Consider the following 21631-nt stretch of genomic DNA (forward strand, 5'->3'; position numbering starts at 1 on the left):
ATTCCGGTCACACGCCGAGAAGCCGCCGCCCCGCACAGCGGGACTTCGACCCACGTGAACGTACTGAAAACCCTGGCGAACCAACGGGTTAACGACCCACTTCGCCCAGGGATAACCAGATCTCCTCTCACTTACCTACCTTGAAGGGCAAGGCTGAGATGGCACGTGTCGCCGCCCGGCTTTCCACCGACGGAAAGCAGAGCACGCACCCGGTCGACGAGGTGCTCCCCCTCCCCAAGCTCGCGCTGTACGGCTTCCAGCACGTACTCGCCTTCTACGCCGGCGCGGTGATCGTCCCGATCATCGTGGGCAGCGCACTCAAGCTGAGCCCTGAACAGCTGGTCTACCTGATCAACGCGGACCTCTTCACCTGCGGCATCGCGTCGATCATCCAGGCCTGGGGCATCGGCCGGATCGGCGCGCGACTGCCGCTGATCCAGGGCGTGACCTTCACCGCCGTGTCCCCGATGATCGCCATCGGCCTCGGAGCGGGCGGCGGAACGGCCGCCCTGCTGGTCATCTACGGCGCGGTCATAACCGCCGGTATCGCCACCTTCGCCTTCGCCTGGCTGCCCGCCAAGGCGTTCCGGACGGTCATGCGGCTCTTCCCGCCGGTCGTCACCGGCACGGTGATCACCGTCCTGGGCATCGTCCTGATCCCGGTCGGCCTCAACGACGCCGCCGGCGGCCTCGGCAGCCCCGACTTCGGCGAACCCGAGAACTTCGCCTACGCCGGCGGCACGATGCTCTTCATCCTCGTCCTGATGAAGATCGGCAAGCCGTTCCTCTCCAGCATCGCGATCCTCCTCGGCCTGGTCGTCGGCACCGGGGTCGCCTTCCTCCTCGGCGACGCGAAGTTCGGCGACGTGGGCAACTCCGACTGGATCGGCGTCACCACCCCCTTCCACTTCGGCATCCCGAAGTTCGAGTGGTTCCCGATCGTCCTGATGCTCATCGTCATGCTGATCACCATGGTCGAGACGACCGGTGACACCTACGCCGTCGGCGACATCGTCGGCAAAGAGGTCGACAGCGAGACCGTGGCACGCGCCCTGCGTGCCGACGGCGCCGCCACCGCCCTCGGCGGTGTCCTCAACTCCTTCCCGTACGTCGCCTTCGCCGAGAACGTCGGCCTGGTGCGGATGACGAAGGTGAAGAGCCGGTTCGTGGTCGTCGCCGCGGGTGTCTTCATGATCGTCCTCGGTCTGCTGCCCAAGGCCGCCGCGATCGTCGCCGCCGTCCCCCACGGAGTCCTCGGCGGCGCAGCGACCGTCATGTTCGCCATGGTCGCCCTGGCCGGTATCCAGACCCTGGGCAAGGTGGACCTCAAGGAGGAGAAGAACGCCCTGATCGTCGGCGTCTCCCTCGCCTTCGCCCTGCTCCCGGCGACCGTCCCGGTGTTCTTCACCAAGCACATGGACGCGGACCTGTCCTCGCTCCTCAACAGCGGTGTCACCCTCGGCGCCACGGCCGCCATCGTGCTCAACCTCATCTTCAACGGGCTGGCCGAGGACAACGCCCACGACGCCCCGCAGGCGGGAGCCCAGGCCCTCGCCGAGGCCGAGGTCGACACGGCGCCCGGCTCCGACGCCACCGCCCCCGAGGTACCCGCGGCGGTACCGGCCCAGGCCGCCTCCCCCGCCCCCTCGGCCGAGAAGGCGGACGACGCCGACCCCACGCCGTCCCCGTCCGCTCCCTGACCCTCCCAAGGGGTGCTGACCCCTCGCCCGGACCGACGTCCGGGCGAGGGGTCGTCGCTGTCTGCGCGCGGATCCCCGTACGGGACAATGGGCGCATGAGTCTGTTCCGCGACGACGGCATCGTGCTGCGCACCCAGAAGCTGGGTGAGGCGGACCGCATCATCACGCTGCTGACCCGGGGCCACGGCCGGGTACGGGCGGTCGCCCGCGGAGTGCGGCGCACGAAGTCCAAGTTCGGCGCCCGGCTGGAACCTTTCTCCCATGCCGACGTGCAGTTCTTCGCCCGCGGCAGCGAACTGGTCGGCCGCAGCCTGCCGCTCTGCACCCAGACCGAGATCATCGCCCCGTACGGCAACGGCATCGTCACCGACTACGCCCGCTACACCGCCGGCACCGCCATGCTGGAGACCGCCGAGCGGTTCACCGAGAACGAGGGCGAGCCCTCCGTGCAGCAGTACCTGCTGCTGGTGGGAGCCCTGCGCACGCTCTCGCGCGGCGAACACGAACCGCACCTCATCCTGGACGCCTTCCTGCTGCGCTCGCTCGCCGTCAACGGCTACGCGCCCAGCTTCGAGGACTGCGCGAAGTGCGGGATCCACGGCCCCAACCGGCACTTCTCCGTCGCCGCGGGCGGGGTCATATGCGGGGACTGCCGCGTGCCCGGCAGCGTCGTACCCTCGTCGGAGGCCATCGCCCTGCTCAGCGCCCTGCTGACGGGCGACTGGGGGCATGCCGACGCGTGTGAGGCGCGTCACGTGCGGGAGGGCAGCGGGCTGGTCTCCGCCTATTTGCACTGGCATCTGGAGCGCGGGCTACGCTCCCTGCGATACGTCGAGAAATAGGAGCTGGGCACATGGCACGACGCGGGATTCTGGGACGCTCTCGCCGGGAGTACAAGGTTCCCGAGCCGCACCCTTCCGGCGCGGTCCCGCCGAAGATCCCCGGCGAGCTGGTCCCGAACCACGTCGCCGTCGTCATGGACGGCAACGGCCGCTGGGCCAAGGAGCGCGGCCTGCCCCGCACCGAGGGGCACAAGGTCGGCGAGGGCGTCGTGCTCGACGTGCTCAAGGGCTGCCTGGAGATGGGCGTCAAGAACCTCTCCCTGTACGCCTTCTCGACGGAGAACTGGAAGCGCTCGCCCGACGAGGTCCGCTTCCTCATGAACTTCAACCGCGACGTCATCCGGCGGCGCCGCGACGAGATGAACGAGCTGGGCATCCGCATCCGCTGGGTCGGCCGCATGCCGAAGATGTGGAAGTCGGTCGTCCAGGAGCTGCAGGTCGCGCAGGAGCAGACCGTCGACAACGACGCCATGACCCTGTACTTCTGCGTGAACTACGGCGGCCGCGCGGAGATCGCCGACGCGGCGCAGGCCATCGCCCGGGACGTGGCGGCGGGCAAGCTCGACCCGTCGAAGGTCAACGAGAAGACCTTCGCCAAGTACATCTACTACCCGGACATGCCGGACGTGGACCTGTTCCTGCGCCCGAGCGGCGAGCAGCGCACCTCCAACTACCTGCTCTGGCAGAGCGCGTACGCCGAGATGGTCTTCCAGGACGTGCTGTGGCCGGACTTCGACCGGCGCAACCTCTGGGCGGCCTGCCTGGAGTACGCCCAGCGCGACCGCCGCTTCGGCGGCGCCGTCCCCAACCAGCCCGAAGGCTCCACCGGCTGACCCCCTAGGCTCTGCCCCCATGAACACCACAGGCGGGGCGGAGCCGGCCGTCGGCGCGGAGATCGAGGCGTACTACAGCCCCCGGCCCGGTGATGCCCGCGAGGCCATGAGGTGGTACGCCCGTAAGACGGCGAAGGGCCGCGCCGGGATGCTGATGTGGCTGGGGCTGCCCCTGGTGCCCATCACGTTGGGGGCGGTCCAGGGCATGGCGGCCGAGCAGCTGCTGCTGCTGGCCGTTCTGGGGCCGCTCGTCGGCTGGTACGGGGCGTACCTGAGCCTGGACCGGCAGGCGCACCGGCTGTACGAGTGGGCGGCCCGGCACCGCGAGTACCACTGCATCCACTCCGACACGGGAGTGGTGACCCGGATGCCCGACGGGACCTCGTCGCGGATCCTGTGGAGCCAGTGCGCGGGCTTCGGCGAGAGCCGGAACCTGATCCTGCTCCTGACGAAGGAGGACGGCACTCTGCTGTGGCTGCCCAAGCGCGCCGCCCTGACGGACCAGGAGCTGGACCGGATCCGTGAGCTCCTCGGGCGGAAGCTGCGAAGGCTCTAGACGGCGGCCGCGCAGTCGGCGCAGGTGCCGAAGATCTCCACCGTGTGGGCGACGTTCACGAAGCCGTGCTCGGCGGCGATGGACTCCGCCCACTTCTCCACGGCCGGCCCCTCCACCTCGACGGCCTTGCCGCACTTGCGGCAGACCAGGTGGTGGTGGTGATCGCCGGTGGAGCACCGGCGGTAGACGGACTCGCCGTCGCTGGTGCGCAGGACGTCGACCTCTCCGGCGTCCGCGAGGGACTGGAGGGTGCGGTAGACGGTGGTCAGGCCCACGGAGTCACCACGGTGCTTGAGCATGTCGTGGAGTTCCTGGGCGCTGCGGAACTCGTCCACCTCGTCCAGCGCCGCCGCGACCGCGGCCCGCTGCCGGGTGGATCGTCCTCGTACTGGCGCGGTATTCATCTCGCCAGGCGCAGTCGCCACCGGTTCCTCCTCGTATAGGCCTGCGGCCATTGTGCCAGCCCGCTAGACCTTCACATCGTCGCGCGTGCAGACCTCTTCGACCGCCAGGGCGGCTTTGGCCCGGCGGCGGGCCAGGGGGGCGGAGAGAGCGGTCAGCACCATGAAGACGCCGATCGCGAGCAGCACGATCGTCGCGCCCGAGGGCACGTTGATGTAGTAGGTGGCCGCCGTGCCGGTCAGGGAGACGGTCACGCTGATGGCCATGGCCAGGCCCAGGGTGGTGGCGAAGCTGCGGGTGAGCCGCTGGGCGGCGGCGACCGGGATCACCAGCATCGCGCTGACCAGCAGCAGGCCGACGATGCGCATGGCGACGGTGACGGTGACTGCGGCGGTGACCGCGATCAGCAGGTTCAGGGCGCGCACGGGCAGCCCGGTGACCCGGGCGAACTCCTCGTCCTGGCAGACGGCGAAGAGCTGCCTGCGCAGACCGATCGCGACGGCGAGGACGAACGCGGCGAGGATCGCCATCGCGGTCACGTCCTCGGTGGCGACTGTGGTGATCGAGCCGAACATGGAGCCCAGGAGGCTGGCCGTCTGGCCGCCGCCGAGGTTGATGATCATCACGCCGCTGGCGAGGCCGCCGTAGAAGAGCATGGCGAGGGCGACGTCCCCGCTGGTCCTGCCGCGGGCGCGGATGAGCTCCATGCCGACGGCGCCGACGACGGCGACGAGCGTCGCCATCCAGACCGGGCTGGTCTGGAGCACGAAACCGAGCGCGACACCGGTCATGGCGACGTGGCCGAGGCCGTCGCCCATGAGCGCCTGGCGGCGCTGGACGAGGTACGTGCCGATGGCGGGGGCCGTGATGCCGACGAGGGCGGCCGCGATCAGCGCTCGCTGCATGAAGGCGTAGTCGAGGATGTCCATCAGCTCAGCAGTCCCGTCCGCAGGGGCTCGGCGTCGTGCGCCGCGTGGGGGTGTACGTGGTCGTGGCCGGGCAGGGCGTGCTGGCCCACGGCCTCCGGCGGCGGGCCGTCGTGGACGACGCAGCCGTCGCGCAGCACGACGGCGCGGTCGATCAGGGGCTCCAGCGGGCCCAGCTCGTGCAGGACGAGCAGGACGGTGGAGCCGGCGGCGACCTGCGCGCGCAGGGCGCTCGCCAGGACCTCCTGGTTGGCGAGGTCCACGCCCGCCATCGGCTCGTCCATGATCAGCAGTTCGGGTTCGACGGCGAGCGCCCGGGCTATGAGGACGCGCTGGTGCTGGCCGCCGGAGAGGGCGTCCACGGAGACGTCGGCGTGCGCGTCCATGCCGACCAGGGCCAGGGCGTGCTCTATGGCCTCCTTGTCGGCCTTGCGCAGGAGCCCGAAGCGGGAGCGGGCGAGCCGGCCGGAGGAGACGACCTCGCGGACGGTGGCCGGGACGCCGCCGGCGGCGGTGGTGCGCTGCGGGACGTACCCGATGCGCGACCAGTCGCGGAAGCGCTTGAAGTCGGTGCCGAAGAGGCTGAGGGAGCCGTCGGTCAGCGGGACCTGGCCGACGACGGCGCGGACGGCCGTGGACTTGCCGGAGCCGTTGGCTCCGAGCAGGGCGACGACCTCGCCGCGCTGGACGGTGAGGTCGATTCCGCGCAGCACGGGGCGCGAGCCGAGCGAGGCCTTGGCCCCGCGCAGGGATATGACGGGCCGGTCGTCGGCCGGTCGGGGCGGGGACTGCATGGCTCGCGCCTCCGTTGCTGCTGTCATCACTTGGCTCCGAGTGCCTTCTGGAGGTTCTTCAGGTTGGACCGCATGACCTCGAAGTAGTCGGCGCCCTGGGACGTGTCGGTGATGCCCTCGAGCGGGTCGAGGACGTCGGTCTTCAGGCCGGTGTCCGTGGCGAGGGTCTTGGCCGTCTTGTCGCTGGCCAGCGTCTCGAAGAACACGGTGGTGACATTGTCCTTCTTCGCGACCGCCTGAAGATCCTTCATCCGGGCCGGGCTCGGCTCGGACTCGGGGTCGACGCCGGAGATGCCCTCCTGGTCGAGGCCGTAGCGCTCGGCGAGGTACCCGAAGGCGGAGTGGGTGGTGATGAAGGTCCTGGAGGCCGTGTTCCTCAGGCCGTCCTTGAACTCGGTGTCCAACGCGGCCAGCTTGCCGACCAGTTCGTCGGTGTTCTTCTTGTAGTCCGCCGCGTGGCCGGGGTCGGCCTTCTCCAGGGCCGCGCCGACGCCCTTGGCGATCTCCGCGTACTTGACGGGGTCGAGCCAGACGTGGGGGTCGGTTCCGCCCTCGCCGTGGCTGTGGTCGTGGCCCTCGCCCTCGGCGTGGGCCTCCTCGGAGCCGTGGTCGTGGCCGGAGGCGCCGTGGGCCTCCAGCTCGGTGAGGGTGGCCGCGTCGACGATGTTCTTCACGCCGGACTGGGCGACGGCCTTGTCGACGGCGGGCTGCAGGTTCTTGAGGTAGAGGACCACGTCGGCCTCGCCGAGCTGCGCGGTCTGCTTGGGAGTGATCTCCAGGTCGTGCGGTTCGACGCCCGGCTTGGTCAGGCCGTCGACCTTCACGTGCTCCTTGCCGATCTGCTCGGCGACGAACTGCAGGGGGTAGAACGACGCCGTCACGCCGAGCTTGCCGTCCTCGCCGCCGACGGCACCCGCTCCGGAGCAGGAGGTCAGGGCCGCGGCGCCGAGGGCGACGGCGCCGGCGAGGGCGGCGGTGGGTATGAGGCGTCGTACGTTCATGACATCCATTTTCATCAAAGATGGAAACGATTGTCAAAAACCCAGGTGGGAGGGCCGGGTGGGCGGGCGTGGAAGGGGAACCGATTTGAAAGGGGGGGTGCGGGCGCCGGTAATCTAAAGACTTCGCCGTTCGTCCTCGTAATGAAGAGAGCACCGTGGCCGCCGACAAGATCGAAACCATCGTCAGCCTGAGCAAGCGCCGTGGCTTCGTTTTCCCGTGCAGTGAGATCTACGGCGGCTCCAGGGCTGCCTGGGACTACGGCCCGCTCGGTGTCGAGCTCAAGGAGAACATCAAGCGCCAGTGGTGGAAGGCGATGGTCACCGGGCGTGAGGACGTCGTCGGTCTCGACTCGTCCGTGATCCTGGCCCCCGAGGTCTGGGTGGCCTCCGGCCACGTCGCCACTTTCTCGGACCCGCTGACCGAGTGCACCTCCTGCCACAAGCGCCACCGCGCCGACCACCTCGAAGAGGCCTACGAGGCCAAGCACGGCCGCCTCCCCGAGAACGGCCTGGCCGACGTCAACTGCCCCAACTGTGGTGTGAAGGGCCAGTTCACCGAGCCCAAGCAGTTCTCCGGCATGCTGGAGACCCACCTCGGCCCGACCCAGGACACCGGCTCCAAGGCGTACCTGCGCCCCGAGACCGCGCAGGGCATCTTCACGCAGTTCGCCCAGGTCCAGGTCACCTCGCGCAAGAAGCCGCCCTTCGGTATCGCGCAGATGGGCAAGTCCTTCCGCAACGAGATCACGCCGGGCAACTTCATCTTCCGCACCCGCGAGTTCGAGCAGATGGAGATGGAGTTCTTCGTCAAGCCCGGCGAGGACGAGCAGTGGCAGGAGTACTGGATGCAGGAGCGGTGGAACTGGTACCGCGACCTCGGCATCCGCGAGGAGAACATCCGCTGGTACGAGCACCCGAAGGAGAAGCTGTCCCACTACTCGAAGCGCACCGCCGACATCGAGTACCGCTTCAACTTCGGTGGCAGCGAGTTCTCCGAGCTGGAGGGCGTCGCCAACCGCACCGACTACGACCTCAAGGCGCACTCCGCGGCCTCCGGCCAGGACCTCACCTACTTCGACCAGGAGGCCGGTGAGCGCTACACCCCGTTCGTCATCGAGCCGGCGGCCGGTGTGAACCGCGCCATGCTCGCCTTCATGCTCGACGCCTACAACGAGGACGAGGCCCCCAACGCCAAGGGCGTCATGGAGAAGCGCACCGTGATGCGCCTCGACCCGCGCCTGGCCCCGATCAAGGTCGCCGTCCTGCCGCTGTCCCGCAACGCGCAGCTGTCGCCGAAGGCCAAGGGCCTGGCCGCCGACCTGCGCAAGAACTGGAACATCGAGTTCGACGACGCGGGCGCCATCGGCCGCCGCTACCGCCGCCAGGACGAGATCGGTACGCCGTTCTGCGTCACCGTCGACTTCGACACCCTGGACGACAACGCGGTGACCGTGCGCGAGCGCGACACCATGAAGCAGGAGCGCGTCTCCCTGGACCAGATCCAGGGCTACCTGGGCAGCCGCCTGCTCGGCTGCTGACGGACGTCGCACCAACGACCGGTGGCCCGGCGCGCACACTGCGCGCCGGGCCACCGGTCGTTGTCGTACGTCCTGCGGTCAGGCCGTCGAGGCGTTCGCCTGGGCCTGAGCCTCGGCCGCGGCGGCGGCCCGCCTCTCTCCCTCGGCCTGCGAGCGCTTGCCGTACAGCGCGGTCCACACGCCGAGGCAGCCGAGGACCGTGTAGATCATGACCGGGCTGACCACGACCATCGTGTCGGTGTCCACGACGTAGGCCAGGGCGATCCGCACCCCCGCCTCGATCAGGTACACGACGCCCCAGACCGTGGTCATCACGATCATCGTCCGGCGGAAGCCCTCGTACTGCCACAGGCCGTTCCACCAGGCCGTGCTCTCGGGAGTGCCGTCGGTGGCGAACTTCCGCCCGAAGTAGAACATCAGCGGCCGGGGTGCGAGCAGGGTGGCCAGGCAGAGCAGGCCGAAGAGCCCGGTCACGCCGGAGTCCTTGATCAGCAGGGCGCGGGCCGAGTGCGCGCCGATCAGCGAGACGACCGCCGTGATCACCAGGAAGACCAGGGTGACGACGGCGAACTCGTCGAGCTTGCGGCGCCAGGCCAGGTGGATCGCGCTGTCGAGCACGGGCCACGCGCTGCTGAGCAGGAGCGCGCTGAACTCGCTCCAGCCGTGGTCGTGCAGCTGGTTGTACGTGATGATCGGCGCGACCACGTTGAGCCCGATGGTCAGGATCCAGCCGAGCGCGGCCGCGCCGCCGGAACGCGCCGGAGGCGCGGGTCGTTCTGTCGGAGCTTCTTGTGCGGACATGGTTCCCCCGTGAAGTGCCTGATGAAGCCGGTAGGGGAACCGTAGGAATCTTGACAGCCCACGGACAAGGCTGGTGCGCCCAAAATGATCACAAAGCCGTGCCAGGTGGCGTGTTCGGGGTGATCCGGTGGGTGCCGGACGTGCGTCAGGCGCGCAGGCCCCGGATCACCAGAGCGGTGACCGCCTCGAACTCCGCGACGATGGTGGGGGAGAACCACTCCGCCGCGTACTGCGGGTCGTGGAAACGGCCGGTGGCGTCGAAGACCGCACGGGCCGCAGCCGGTACGTCGGATGCCGCCAGGGAACCGTCGGCGACGCCCTGGGCGATGATCCGGGCCAACTGGTCGATCAGCTCGGTCAGATGCTGCTCCACCGTCCCGCTGTTCTCGGCGAGGAGCACCGTGTACGTGGCGAACAGCTCCGGATCGTCGCCGGCCTTGTGGCGCTTGGCCTGGAACAGGGCCTCCAGCCACGCCTCCAGCTTGGAGGGCGCGCTCTCGGCGGGAGCCGAGGTGATCTGCTCCAGCACGACGACGCTCTTGGCGAGCCAGCGGTCGGTGACGGCCTCGCGCAGCGCGGCCTTCGAGGGGAAGTGCCGGTAGACGCTGCCGTGACTGACTCCCAGGGCGCGCGCCACGTCCACCACGGTCGCCTTGGTGGGGCCGAAGCGCCGCAGCACCTCCTCGGTGGTCTCGAGGATGCGCTCGGGGGTGAGGGGCTCGGCGGCAGCGGGTGGCATGGGTACGACCGTACCGTCAGCTCAGTGTTCGCTGTCGAGGTGGGCCATCTGCGCTGCCGGATAGCGGTCGCCCGCCGCCGCACCGGCGGGCACGGCCTCCTCGATGGCGGCCAGGTCCGCCGGGCCGAGAGTGACGTCCATGGCACCCAGTGCCTCAGTGAGGCGGTCCCGGCGCCGTGCGCCCACGAGCGGCACGATGTCCTCACCGCGGGAGAGCGCCCAGGCGATGGCCGTCTGGGCGACGCTCACGCCCTTGTCGTCGGCGACCTTGCGCAGGGCGTCGACGAGGTCCAGGTTCCGGTCGAGGTTCTCGCCCTGGAAGCGGGGGCTCATCCCGCGGAAGTCGCCGGGGGCCAGGGCGCGGTCGCGGGTGAAGTGACCGCTGATCAGGCCGCGGGACAGCACGCCGTACGCCGTGACGCCGATGCCGAGCTCGCGGGCGGTCGGCAGGATCTCCTCCTCGATCCCTCGGGAGATCAGTGAGTATTCGATCTGGAGGTCGGAGATCGGGGCCACGGCGGCGGCCCGGCGCATGGTGTCGGCGCCGACCTCGGAGAGCCCGATGTGGCGCACATGCCCGGCCCGGACCGCTTCGGCGATGGCTCCGACGGTCTCCTCGATCGGCACGTCCGGGTCCACGCGGGCGATCCGGTAGATGTCGATGTGGTCCCGGCCGAGCCGCTGGAGCGAGTAGGCCAGGAAGTTCCTGACGGCCTCGGGCCGGCCGTCATAGCCGGCGAAGCCGCCCTCCACCGTGCGCAGCGCGCCGAACTTGACGCTGGTCAGCGCCCGGTCGCGGGCCGCCGCGGGTGCCGTGCGCAGGGCTTCGGCGATCAGCAGCTCGTTGTGGCCCATGCCGTAGAAGTCGCCGGTGTCGAGCAGCGTGTTCGTGCCCTCGGGGACGGCGTCCAGGTACGCGTGGATGGTCGCGATGGACTCGGAGCGGTCGGCTTCCCCGTAGAGGGCGGACATCCCCATGCAGCCCAGCCCGAGCGGGAAGACGGAGGGGCCGGTGCTGCCGAGGCGCCGTCGGCGGGCGGTGGTCGTGGTGGTGGCGCCGGCGGGGGCGGCGGTGGTCGCGTCGATGCTCTCGTTCTTCGTCATGGAACGAGAATGGCATGACGGGTGACAGATTTCAATATCTGTCACCCGTCAGTGTCAGGCGAGGATGCGCAGCATCAGCGCCGCCGCCGCGACCAGGGCGAGGACGGCCGCAGGTGCGAGTTCGTAGTCCTTGACCCGGAGGTGGGAGACGACCGCGCCGATGAAGTAGAGGGTCACGCCGACCGCGGCGGCCACACCGAGCGGAGTGACCCACAGGCCGGCGACCAGGCCCACCGCGCCGGCGGCCTTGAGGGTGGCCAGTCGCGGCAGCCAGGAGTCGGGGACCTGGACCTTCTGCATGTTCGCGACGATCTGGTCGTTGCGCTGCAGGGTGAAGGTGGCGGAGGCGGTCAGGGCGAGGGCGAGCAGGCCGCCGACGACGGCGTAGGCGATGAACATGGGGAGCTCCAACGATTGATGGTGTCAGATCATTGAATAGCATCAACGATATGCCCATCGCAATCATTTCTCAGGCGCTACGATGTGGACCATGACGGCAGATCAGGACGGATCGCACCCGCCGCAGCGACTGGGCCTGCTGCTGGCATGGCACGGAGCGGTCACCCAGACCCGCATGAAGCAGGCCCTCGGCGCGGCCGGGCTCACCCCGCGGCACGCGATGACGCTCATGCACCTGGAAGGCGGCCCCGTCAGCCAGCGGGCGCTCGCCGACCGGCTGGAGGTCGACCCGAGCGTCCTCGTCGGGGTCCTCAACGACCTGGAGGGCGAAGGACTCGCCGAACGCCGCCGCGATCCCGCCGACCGCCGCCGCCACAACGTGGGCATCACCCCCGCCGGGCAAGCCGCCCTGGCGAAGACGAACGCCGCCCTGGACGAGGTCGAGGACGGCATGTTCGCGAGCCTGTCGGCCCAGGAGCGCGACCATCTGCGCGCCCTCCTGGACCGGGTCAACACCTCGGCCGAAGACTTCGACTGCGGCGAGTAGAGGCGCGGGCCCGGCCGACAGGGTCCGAAAGGGGCAGCGCGGGCCCGGCCGACAAGATCCGGAAGACACTCCCTAGGCGCGCGGAGACCCCACGGTCGCGGCGGGCCCGCTGGACTCCTCCAGGGTGCGGGCCGTGCGTTCCGCCGTCCGGCGGGCCCAGCTGCCGCTCGTCGCCGCGCCCACGACCAGGACGAGCAGCCCGCACAACGTGATGATCCACCAGGCCGGCTGGGCCGCCCCGGAGAAGTCCTGGCCGCCGGCCAGCCCGGCGGCCAGGACCGAGCCGATGACCGCGACGCCCAGCGTGCCGCCGGTCTGCCGGCTGGTGGAGGCGATGGCGGCCGCGACACCCGCCTGGGAGCGCGGCATCCCGGACACCGCCGTATTGGTGATCGGCGCGTTCACCATGCCGAAGCCGAGCCCGAACAGCACGTATCCGGTGAAGAGGAGCGGGTTGGACGTCTCCGCCTCGAACAGGGCGAACAGCAGGCCGCTCGCCGCCATCGCCACGCCCGCGATCAGCAGGCAGATCCGGGGCCCCCGGCTGCCCACCAGCCGCCCCGCCAGCGGCGCGAACAGCACGGTCAGGCCGGCCATCGGCAACATGTAGAGCCCCGCGTGCAGGGCGCTGAGCCCCCGTACGTCCTGGAGGTAGAGCGTGTTCAGGAAGAGGAAGCCGGCCAGTCCGGCGAAGGCGCTGATCGCGATCACGGTCGAGCCGCTGAACGGCGCGCTGCGGAAGAACCGGAGGTCGATCAGCGGCTCCGCGCGCCGGGGCTCGTGCACCAGCAGCCCCACGAAGGAGGCGACGGCCACCACCGCGCACCCCATGATCAGCGGTGAGCGCCAGCCGGCGGCGGGCGCCTCGATGATCCCGTACGTGAGGCTGCCGAGCAGCGCGATGACCAGCACCTGACCCAGCGGGTCGGGGCGGCGCGGCCGGGCCGCCCGGGACTCCGGGATGTGGCGCAGGGTCAGCACGAGCGCCGCCAGGCCGATCGGCAGGTTGATCAGGAAGATCGAACGCCAGCCCACGGAGTCCACCAGTACCCCGCCGATCAGGGGACCCGCGGCCATGGAGACGCCCCCGACCGCCCCCCACACGCCGATGGCCCGGGCCCGCTCGGCCGGATCGGTGAAGGTGTTGGTGATGATCGACATCGCGACCGGGTTGAGCATCGCGCCGCCGACCGCCTGCACCATCCGGAAGACGATGAGCCAGCTCAGGCTCGGCGCGAGGGAGCAGAGCAGGGAGCCCAGGCCGAAGGCCAGCAGACCGGCGACGAACACCTTGCGGCGGCCGATCCGGTCGGCCGTGGAGCCCATGAGCATCAGCAGCGAGGCCAGGACGAGCGTGTACGCGTCGATGGTCCACTGCAACCCCGCCACCGAGGCGTCGAGCTCGCGGCGCATCGACGGCAGCGCCACGTTGAGCACGGTGTTGTCGAGGCTGACGATGAGCAGGCTCATGCAGCAGATCGCCAGGACGATCGTGCGCTGCCGGTGACTCGGCTCGATCATGCGCCGATGCTACGTCCGCCCGACCCCCTCGGCATGCGGGACAATGGGCGGATGACCACGCTCCCCCCGCCTCTCGCGATCGGCCCGCACACCGTGCAGCCCCCGGTGGTGCTCGCGCCCATGGCCGGCATCACCAATGCCCCGTTCCGTACCCTCTGCCGGGAGTTCTCGGGCGGCAAGGGGCTGTTCGTGAGCGAGATGATCACGACCCGCGCCCTGGTCGAGCGCAACGAGAAGACCATGCAGCTGATCCACTTCGACGAGACCGAGAAGCCCCGGTCCATTCAGCTGTACGGGGTGGACCCGGTGACGGTGGGCAAGGCGGTCCGCATGATCGTCGAGGAGGACCGCGCCGACCACATCGACCTCAACTTCGGCTGCCCCGTCCCCAAGGTCACCCGGAAGGGTGGCGGCTCCGCGCTGCCGTACAAGCGCAACCTGCTGCGCGCGATCCTGCGCGAGGCCGTCGCCGGGGCCGGCGACCTGCCGGTGACCATGAAGATGCGCAAGGGCATCGACGACGACCACCTCACCTACCTCGACGCCGGCCGCATCGCCGTCGAGGAGGGGGTCACCGCCATCGCCCTGCACGGACGGACCACCGCGCAGCACTACGGCGGCACCGCCGACTGGGACGCCATCGCGCGGCTGAAGGAGCACGTGCCGGAGATACCGGTCCTCGGCAACGGCGACATCTGGTGCGCCGAGGACGCGCTGCGCATGGTCCGCGAGACCGGCTGCGACGGCGTGGTCGTCGGCCGCGGCTGCCTGGGGCGGCCGTGGCTGTTCAACGACCTGGTGGCGGCCTTCGAGGGGCGGCCGGAGGACTTCCACCGGCCCACGCTGCGCGAGGTCGCCACGACCATGCACCGGCACGCCCAGCTGCTGGGGGAGTGGATCGGCGACGAGACGCGCGGCGTGATCGACTTCCGTAAGCACGTCGCCTGGTACCTGAAGGGCTTCTCGGTCGGGTCCGAGATGCGCAAGAAGCTCGCGGTGACCTCTTCGCTGGCCGAGTTGGACGCTCATCTGAGCGAGCTCGACTTGGATCAAGCATGGCCGGAGAGTGCCGACGGTCCGCGCGGCCGGACGTCCGGAAACAACCGAGTTGTCCTGCCGGACGGCTGGCTGAAGGATCCGTACGACTGCGCGGGCGTGAGCGAGGACGCGGAACTGGACACCTCCGGAGGCTGACAAATCGCCCTCCGTGGTGCGTGATATACGCCACGCATGGGAGAGGTTTCGCTCAGATGAGCAGATAAGTCACGGGTAAGACTTTCAAAGGGTGGCACTGGGTGCCACCCTTTGTGCGTTCAATACTTGAACGCAAATGTATCGATGATCGCTCATCCGAGCGTAAACAAGCCTCAGGAGCCCCCTCTCCCTTCGGGATCTGAACGCTCTTGGTGTCTTCTGGTTACCCTTGAGTTACTTTCGATCTGCTGGCGCACGGGTGGTTACGGCCGCATGACGGCCAAGTGGACGTACCCAGAAGCCTTCGATCTGGGTATGTTCCTGGCCGTCAGGGCAGCCACCGAGCCTCGAGGAGTCGAGACCCGTGTCGGAAAACAAAGATCAGAAGTTCGTCTACGACTTCACCGAGGGCAACCGCGACCTCAAGGACCTTCTCGGCGGCAAGGGTGCCAACCTCGCCGAGATGACCAACCTGGGTCTGCCGGTCCCTCCCGGCTTCACCATCACCACCGAGGCCTGCAAGGTCTACCTCGAGAGCGGCTCGGCCCCGGCCGCGCTGCGCGACGAGGTCAGCGCCCACCTTGCGGCCCTCGAGTCGAAGATGGGCAAGAAGCTCGGACAGTCGGACGACCCGCTGCTGGTCTCCGTGCGTTCCGGCGCCAAGTTCTCGATGCCCGGCATGATGGACACCGTCCTGAACATCGGCCTCTCCGACGAGTCGGTCACCGGCCTCGTCTCCCAGGCCGGTGACGAGCGCTTCGCGTGGGACTCCTACCGCCGTCTGATCCAGATGTTCGGCAAGACCGTCCTCGGCGTCGAGGGCGAGCTCTTCGAGGACGCCCTCGACGAGGCCAAGGCCGCCAAGAAGGTCACCGTCGACACCGACCTCGACGCCGCCGACCTGAAGAAGCTCGTCAAGGTCTTCAAGAAGATCGTGGCGAAGGAGGCCGGCCGCGAGTTCCCGCAGGACGCCCGCGAGCAGATGGACCTCGCCGTCGAGGCCGTCTTCAACTCGTGGAACACCGACCGCGCCAAGCTCTACCGCCGCCAGGAGCGCATCCCCAGCGACCTGGGCACCGCCGTCAACATCTGCTCCATGGTCTTCGGCAACCTGGGTCCCGACTCCGGCACCGGCGTCGCCTTCACCCGTGACCCCGCCAGCGGCCACGCGGGCGTCTACGGCGACTACCTCCAGAACGCCCAGGGCGAGGACGTCGTCGCGGGCATCCGCAACACCGTGCCGCTCGCGGACCTGGAGTCCATCGACAAGGCCTCGTACGACCAGCTCATGACGATCATGACGACGCTGGAGACCCACTACAAGGATCTCTGCGACATCGAGTTCACGATCGAGCGCGGCCAGCTGTGGATGCTGCAGACCCGCGTCGGCAAGCGCACCGCCGGCGCCGCCTTCCGCATCGCCACCCAGCTCGTGGACCAGGGCCTGATCGACGAGGCCGAGGCCCTCCAGCGCGTCACCGGCCACCAGCTGGCGCAGCTGATGTTCCCCCGCTTCGACGAGGGCGCCAAGACCACCCTCCTCGGCCGCGGCATCGCCGCCTCCCCGGGCGCGGCGGTCGGCAAGGCCGTCTTCGACTCCTACACGGCCGTCAAGTGGTCCCGCTCCGGCGAGAAGGTCATCCTGATCCGCCGCGAGACCAACCCGGACGACCTGGACGGCATGATCGCCTCCGAGGGCATCCTGACCTCGCGCGGCGGCAAGACCTCCCACGCGGCCGTCGTCGCCCGCGGCATGGGCAAGACCTGTGTCTGCGGCGCCGAGGAGCTCGACGTCGACACCAAGCGCCGCCGCATGACGGTCGGCGAGACGGTCATCGAAGAGGGCGACGTCGTCTCCATCGACGGCTCCACCGGCAAGGTCTACCTCGGTGAGGTACCCGTCGTACCGTCCCCGGTCGTCGAGTACTTCGAGGGCCGCATGCACGCCGGCGCCGACGACGCCGACGAGCTCGTCGCCGCCGTTCACCGGATCATGGCGTACGCGGACCGCGTCCGCCGCCTGCGGGTGCGCGCCAACGCCGACAACGCCGAGGACGCGCTGCGCGCCCGCCGCTTCGGCGCCCAGGGCATCGGCCTGTGCCGCACCGAGCACATGTTCCTCGGTGAGCGCCGCGAGATGGTCGAGCGCCTGATCCTCGCCGACACCGACGGTGAGCGCGACGAGGCACTCAGTGCCCTGCTGCCGCTGCAGAAGAAGGACTTCATCGAGCTGTTCGAGGCGATGGACGGCCTGCCCGTCACGGTCCGCCTGCTCGACCCGCCGCTGCACGAGTTCCTGCCCGACATCACCGAGCTGTCGGTGCGCGTCGCCCTCGCCGAGTCCCGCAAGGACGCCAACGAGAACGACCTGCGCCTGCTCCAGGCCGTCCACAAGCTGCACGAGCAGAACCCGATGCTGGGTCTGCGCGGTGTCCGCCTGGGCCTGGTCATCCCCGGCCTGTTCGCCATGCAGGTCCGGGCGATCGCCGAGGCCGCGGCCGAGCGCAAGAACGCCAAGGGCGACCCGCGCGTCGAGATCATGATCCCGCTCGTGGGCACCGTCCAGGAGCTGGAGATCGTCCGCGAGGAGGCCGACGCGGTGATCGCCGAGGTCGAGGCCGCCACCGGCACCACCCTCAAGCTCTCCATCGGCACCATGATCGAGCTGCCGCGCGCCGCGCTGACCGCCGACCAGATCGCCGAGGCCGCGCAGTTCTTCTCCTTCGGTACGAACGACCTGACCCAGACGGTGTGGGGCTTCTCCCGCGACGACGTCGAGGCCAGCTTCTTCACCGCGTACCTGGAGAAGGGCATCTTCGGGGTCTCGCCCTTCGAGACCATCGACAAGGACGGCGTCGGCTCGCTGGTCCGGCACGCGGCCAAGCTGGGCCGGGCCACCCGTCCCGACCTCAAGCTCGGCGTCTGCGGCGAGCACGGCGGTGACCCCGAGTCCGTCCACTTCTTCCACGAGGTCGGCCTCGACTACGTCTCCTGCTCGCCCTTCCGGATTCCGGTGGCGCGCCTGGAGGCCGGTCGTGCGGCCGCCGAGGCGAAGGGCAGCGACAGCCGCTGACCCCGCCGGGCCCCAAGGGCCCCATAGACCGCGCCTGTCCCCGGGTTCCCTGACTGCCCGGGGGCGGGCGCGCCTCAATTTTTTTGTTCAACGAATCTTTACGCCAGCAGGCGGTGGACGGATCCCCACCCGTCCACCGCCGCTGTCATTCTGCCGGGCACGTCGGCGCTTCCCAGTGCGACCGACCGCCAGGCCCCGCAAAGCCCCCCACGGCCTTCGCGGAGCGTTTCGGTCGCACCGGAGTGTGCCCGGCGGAGTACAGGATTTCGGTTGTCACGCCCCTGCCGAAAGGGGTTTCAACTGTGGCCGAAAGGGCGTGGTGACCACGTGTGACTGCGTGCATACTCATGGGGCGGGGGGATTGCGGTTGCACAGGTGGGGGTTCGGTGCTGCGTATCCATTTCACTGGAGTGGACCTGGCACGCGTACGGATGGCAGGGCGTCCCGATGCGTTGTGGGAAACGATTCTCAGCTTTCACCGCTTAAGAGACCGGCGTGACGCCCGGTTGTTCGGTGAATGGCGTACGGAAACCCGGAGCAGGTTGAATAGTGAAACACGCACGCTCGGTATGCTCATACCGAGTCGCGGTTATTTCCCCGATTTCCTGACCCCTGTGGAGGGGCAGTACGGGTGGGACGTGGGGCTCGACGCGCTGCGCGGGATCCGTCCCGAGCGCATGCGCCGCGAGCTCCAGCTGCTGGGCGCCGGAGCGCCCACGACGCCACGGCTGCGGGACTTCATGGAGGGCGGCACCAAGCAGCTCCCCAGGCTGATGGGCGAGCTGCGCGCCTACCACCGGGCCGCCGTGGAGCCGTACTGGACCCACATACAGGCCCAGATAGAAGCCGAACGGGCGGCACGCGGCCGCGCGTTGCTCGACGGCGGCGCCGACGAGCTGCTGGCCTCGCTGCCGCCCATGCTGCGCTGGCGGGCCCCGGTGCTGGAGTGCGACTACCCCGTGGACCGGGACGTACGGCTGCGGGGGCGCGGGCTGCTGCTCCAGCCGTCCTTCTTCTGCCGGCGCACCGCGGTGACCCTGCACGACCCCGAGCTGCCACCGGTGCTGGTCTACCCGGCCGCCGCGCAGCTGGCCTCCGCGCCGGGCAGCGGCGAGGCGACCCGGCCCGCGGAGGACCAGCGCCAGCGCACCCTGGGCAAGCTGGTCGGGCACACCCGCTCGGTCGTGCTGCGGGCCATAGGGGACGGCGCCACGACCAGCGAGCTGGCCCGCCGGGCCGGCGTCTCGCTGGCCTCCGCGAGCCAGCACGCCTGCGTGATGCGCGAGGCGGGCCTGGTCACCACCCTGCGCCGCGGCAACGCGGTCCTGCACACCGTGACCCCGCTGGGAGCCGCCCTGCTCAAGGGCGGGGCCGTGGCCTCGTGAGGTGCGGCCGCACCCCGGCGGGGCGAACCCGTCGGGGTGCGGCCGGTCGTGCGGGCGCGGCGCCTCTTCCCGGGGCTCCGCCCCGGACCCCGCGCCTCGAACGCCGGCGGGGTCAGACCCGGAACGGGCCCGTCACCTCGTAGGTGATGCCGCCGGAGGAGCTGCCGCTCGTACCGCGCTGGCTGGAGAAGTAGAGGCGGTTGCCGGCGGGCGAGAAGGCCGGGCCGGTGATCTCGGAGGAGGACTGCCCCGTGATCCGCAGGAAGGGCGCCACCACGTCGTCCGGGGTGATCACGCAGATCTCCATGTTGCCGCCGTCCTCGGCGACGTACAGGTCGCCGTACGAGGAGCCGGTGACGTTGTCGACGCCCGTCAGCGGGGCGGCGCCGCCGGGTACGAGCGAGTCGTCGTAGGCCAGCTCGTACGTGTTGTTCGTGAGGTTGAGCTGCCAGACCCGGTTGTCGCCCTTGGTGGTGAACCAGACGGTGTCGTTGGCGTAGTGGCAGCCCTCGCCGCCGTTGAACTTCTTGGAGCCGGAGACCTGGCTGCGGGTCGCCGTCGGGGAACCGTCCGGGTCCGGGACGTTCTGCCAGGTGAAGGAGCCTGAGGTAGCCGTTCCGGCCTTGAGGACCTGGAGGGTGCCGGCGGAGAGGTTGCCCCAGGTGGTGGGGATGAACCGGTAGAAGCAGCCGTTCGTCTCGTCCTCCGTCAGGTAGACGACCTGGCGGACCGGGTCCGCTGCGGCCGCCTCGTGCTTGAAGCGGCCCATCGCCGGGCGCTGGACGGCCGCGTTCACGCCGTACGGGTCGGTCTCGTAGACGTAGCCGAGGCTGACCTCCTCGCAGGACAGCCAGGTGTTCCACGGGGTCTTGCCGCCCGCGCAGTTCTGCCGGGTGCCCGAGAGGATCCGGTAGGCGCCGGTGACGGTGCCGGAGGAGTTGAACTTCACCGCGCTCGCGCCGCCGGAGGGATCGATCTCCGAATTGGACACGTAGATCCAGCCCGAGCCGTCGGCGAAACACGCACCGCCGTCGGGAGCGCTGTGCCAGGCGTAGGAGGTGCCGCTGACGGTCTGGCCGGAGCGGGCGATCACCCGGCTGGTGAAACCGCTCGGGAGCATGATGCCGTTGGCATCGGCGGCCCCGAGCGCCCCGTAGGGACCGGCCCCGGGCTGGGCGGGCGCCGCGTAGGCCGCCCCGTGCATCAACGTGCCGCCGAAAGCGGCGGCCGACGAACCGATCACTGCGCCGCGCAGGAAGGTACGACGTTCCACGGTCACTCCTGTGGGAGGAAGGCCCCGCGGCCGGTCGGACGCGGGGTCGCACGCGTCGAGGAACCTAGAAGACGCCAGTTGACGTGGCGCCAAATCCTCATTACGCCCGAGCGACCGCTCGGCGTTCAATCCCGCGGCGGGGATTTCCGCGCGCCCGCGGGCTTTCTTTCCCGGAGGCCTTCGGGAACCCGGCAGCGTCGGCGCGGGGCGGATTCCCGGGGCCGGGTCCGCGTACGGCGGGCGGCGTTCGCACAGCGCCGCGTCCGCGAAGACCCCCGCGACCCGGCGCCCGCGGTACGGAGCGCCCGGCGGACGGCACCCGCCAGTTCCGGCCTGTCTCGGCGCCCGGGGTTTAGGAGGTGTCATGGGCTCTCCCGCCCGGTGCTCCGCCCGGTCCGGTCGGCCCGGCCTGCCGGGCCCGGCGGCGCCGCAGTCACACTAACCGCCCTGACCTGGGGTTTCGTCGCTCCGGCGGAAAGGTTCGGAAAACTTCGCGAGCGGCGATGAGTTTTCCGCGGCCCCGCGGTCTACCTCTTGAAAGCACCACCGAGCAGCAGAGAGAGGGACCTCGATGTCCGCGACCATGATCTTCGTCAACCTGCCCGTCAAGGACCTGGACGCCAGCAAGGCCTTCTGGGGCAAGCTGGGCTACTCCTTCAACGCCCAGTTCACCGACGAGAACTGCGCCTCCATGGTCATCAGCGACACCATCGTCGCGATGCTCCTCACCGAGGCCCGCTACAAGGACTTCACCCACAAGGAGATCGCGGACGCCACGAAGACGTCCGAGGTGCTCCTGTGTCTGAGCGCCGAGAGCCGCACCGCGGTCGACGAGCTGGTGGACGGGGCCCTGGCGGCCGGCGCCACCGAACCCCGTCCGGCCCAGGACCACGGCGTCATGTACGGCCGTGCCTTCGACGACCTCGACGGCCACACCTGGGAGATCATGTGGATGGACCCGGCCGTCGTCCAGAAGCAGGACTGACCACCGGGCCCACCACGA

20 protein-coding genes are annotated in these 21631 nt (G+C 69.8%); 10 read left to right on the plus strand and 10 right to left on the minus strand.

Annotated elements, in window-relative coordinates; genetic code table 11:
• Positions 1–158: 158 nt before the first annotated feature.
• From IG86_RS0104260 to IG86_RS0104275, 4 genes are all read left to right on the plus strand, one after another.
• Positions 159–1700 carry a nucleobase:cation symporter-2 family protein gene (locus tag IG86_RS0104260; protein ID WP_037847637.1) on the plus strand — a complete coding sequence of 514 codons (1542 nt, stop codon included), beginning with the start codon at positions 159–161 and terminating at the stop codon, positions 1698–1700.
• A 95-nt stretch (positions 1701–1795) separates the two neighbouring features.
• Complete coding sequence (gene recO, locus IG86_RS0104265; protein WP_030649778.1) at positions 1796–2542, plus strand: DNA repair protein RecO; 747 nt, start codon at positions 1796–1798, stop codon at positions 2540–2542.
• 11 nt (positions 2543–2553) lie between these two features.
• A complete protein-coding gene (locus IG86_RS0104270; protein WP_030819324.1) occupies positions 2554–3375 on the plus strand; it encodes an isoprenyl transferase in 822 nt (273 codons plus the stop codon).
• 19 nt (positions 3376–3394) lie between these two features.
• Complete coding sequence (locus IG86_RS0104275) at positions 3395–3931, plus strand: YcxB family protein (RefSeq protein WP_030819327.1); 537 nt, start codon at positions 3395–3397, stop codon at positions 3929–3931.
• Here IG86_RS0104275 and IG86_RS0104280 read toward each other — a convergent pair.
• The 4 genes from IG86_RS0104280 to IG86_RS0104295 are packed head-to-tail and all read right to left on the minus strand — an operon-like array spanning position 3928 to position 7054.
• Positions 3928–4356 carry a Fur family transcriptional regulator gene (locus tag IG86_RS0104280; protein WP_078848072.1) on the minus strand — a complete coding sequence of 143 codons (429 nt, stop codon included), beginning with the start codon at positions 4354–4356 and terminating at the stop codon, positions 3928–3930. The two genes, IG86_RS0104275 and IG86_RS0104280, sit on opposite strands and share 4 nt — an antisense overlap.
• A gap of 42 nt (positions 4357–4398) precedes the next feature.
• Entirely contained in the window at positions 4399–5262 is an 864-nt protein-coding gene (locus IG86_RS0104285) for a metal ABC transporter permease (RefSeq protein WP_030894747.1), read from the minus strand.
• Positions 5262–6080 carry a metal ABC transporter ATP-binding protein gene (locus tag IG86_RS0104290; protein ID WP_385871132.1) on the minus strand — a complete coding sequence of 273 codons (819 nt, stop codon included), beginning with the start codon at positions 6078–6080 and terminating at the stop codon, positions 5262–5264. Before IG86_RS0104290 ends, IG86_RS0104285 begins: the two co-directional genes overlap by 1 nt.
• Positions 6080–7054: a metal ABC transporter substrate-binding protein gene (locus tag IG86_RS0104295; RefSeq protein ID WP_030894749.1), complete on the minus strand. Its 975-nt coding sequence runs from the start codon at positions 7052–7054 to the stop codon at positions 6080–6082. Before IG86_RS0104295 ends, IG86_RS0104290 begins: the two co-directional genes overlap by 1 nt.
• A gap of 155 nt (positions 7055–7209) precedes the next feature.
• On the opposite strand from IG86_RS0104295, the gene IG86_RS0104300 reads away from it, so the two are divergent.
• On the plus strand, positions 7210–8592 hold the full coding sequence (locus IG86_RS0104300; RefSeq protein WP_030657204.1) for a glycine--tRNA ligase: 1383 nt from the start codon (positions 7210–7212) through the stop codon (positions 8590–8592).
• A 78-nt stretch (positions 8593–8670) separates the two neighbouring features.
• On the opposite strand, the gene IG86_RS0104305 is transcribed toward IG86_RS0104300, so the two are convergent.
• The 4 genes from IG86_RS0104305 to IG86_RS0104320 all read right to left on the minus strand — a co-directional run bounded on the left by IG86_RS0104305 (position 8671) and on the right by IG86_RS0104320 (position 11647).
• Complete coding sequence (locus tag IG86_RS0104305; protein ID WP_030819337.1) at positions 8671–9393, minus strand: VC0807 family protein; 723 nt, start codon at positions 9391–9393, stop codon at positions 8671–8673.
• Between the two features lie 145 nt (positions 9394–9538).
• Complete coding sequence (locus IG86_RS0104310; RefSeq protein ID WP_030819339.1) at positions 9539–10132, minus strand: TetR/AcrR family transcriptional regulator; 594 nt, start codon at positions 10130–10132, stop codon at positions 9539–9541.
• 21 nt (positions 10133–10153) lie between these two features.
• Entirely contained in the window at positions 10154–11236 is a 1083-nt protein-coding gene (locus IG86_RS0104315; protein ID WP_030819341.1) for an aldo/keto reductase, read from the minus strand.
• Positions 11237–11290: 54 nt separating this feature from the next.
• Entirely contained in the window at positions 11291–11647 is a 357-nt protein-coding gene (locus IG86_RS0104320) for a DoxX family protein (protein ID WP_244305768.1), read from the minus strand.
• Between the two features lie 79 nt (positions 11648–11726).
• On the opposite strand from IG86_RS0104320, the gene IG86_RS0104325 reads away from it, so the two are divergent.
• On the plus strand, positions 11727–12182 hold the full coding sequence (locus IG86_RS0104325; protein WP_030819344.1) for a MarR family winged helix-turn-helix transcriptional regulator: 456 nt from the start codon (positions 11727–11729) through the stop codon (positions 12180–12182).
• Positions 12183–12254: 72 nt separating this feature from the next.
• Here the strand turns inward: IG86_RS0104325 and IG86_RS0104330 are convergent, their stop codons facing one another.
• Positions 12255–13703 carry an MFS transporter gene (locus IG86_RS0104330; RefSeq protein WP_030819346.1) on the minus strand — a complete coding sequence of 483 codons (1449 nt, stop codon included), beginning with the start codon at positions 13701–13703 and terminating at the stop codon, positions 12255–12257.
• Between the two features lie 33 nt (positions 13704–13736).
• On the opposite strand from IG86_RS0104330, the gene dusB reads away from it, so the two are divergent.
• The 3 genes from dusB to IG86_RS0104345 all read left to right on the plus strand — a co-directional run bounded on the left by dusB (position 13737) and on the right by IG86_RS0104345 (position 19355).
• Entirely contained in the window at positions 13737–14897 is a 1161-nt protein-coding gene (gene dusB / locus IG86_RS0104335) for a tRNA dihydrouridine synthase DusB (protein WP_045936307.1), read from the plus strand.
• Between the two features lie 364 nt (positions 14898–15261).
• Positions 15262–17970: a pyruvate, phosphate dikinase gene (gene ppdK / locus IG86_RS0104340; protein WP_030894753.1), complete on the plus strand. Its 2709-nt coding sequence runs from the start codon at positions 15262–15264 to the stop codon at positions 17968–17970.
• 386 nt (positions 17971–18356) lie between these two features.
• The gene (locus IG86_RS0104345; RefSeq protein ID WP_030819348.1) at positions 18357–19355 is read left to right on the plus strand and encodes an ArsR/SmtB family transcription factor; all 999 of its coding nucleotides are present in this window, start codon (positions 18357–18359) and stop codon (positions 19353–19355) included.
• Positions 19356–19467: 112 nt separating this feature from the next.
• Here IG86_RS0104345 and IG86_RS0104350 read toward each other — a convergent pair whose 3' ends face one another.
• The gene (locus IG86_RS0104350) at positions 19468–20628 is read right to left on the minus strand and encodes an alkaline phosphatase PhoX (protein ID WP_030894755.1); all 1161 of its coding nucleotides are present in this window, start codon (positions 20626–20628) and stop codon (positions 19468–19470) included.
• A 571-nt stretch (positions 20629–21199) separates the two neighbouring features.
• Here IG86_RS0104350 and IG86_RS0104355 point away from each other — a divergent pair.
• Entirely contained in the window at positions 21200–21613 is a 414-nt protein-coding gene (locus tag IG86_RS0104355) for a VOC family protein (RefSeq protein WP_030819357.1), read from the plus strand.
• Positions 21614–21631: the final 18 nt, after the last annotated feature.

It is taken from the genome of Streptomyces virginiae (assembly GCF_000720455.1).
Lineage (GTDB): Bacteria > Actinomycetota > Actinomycetes > Streptomycetales > Streptomycetaceae > Streptomyces > Streptomyces virginiae.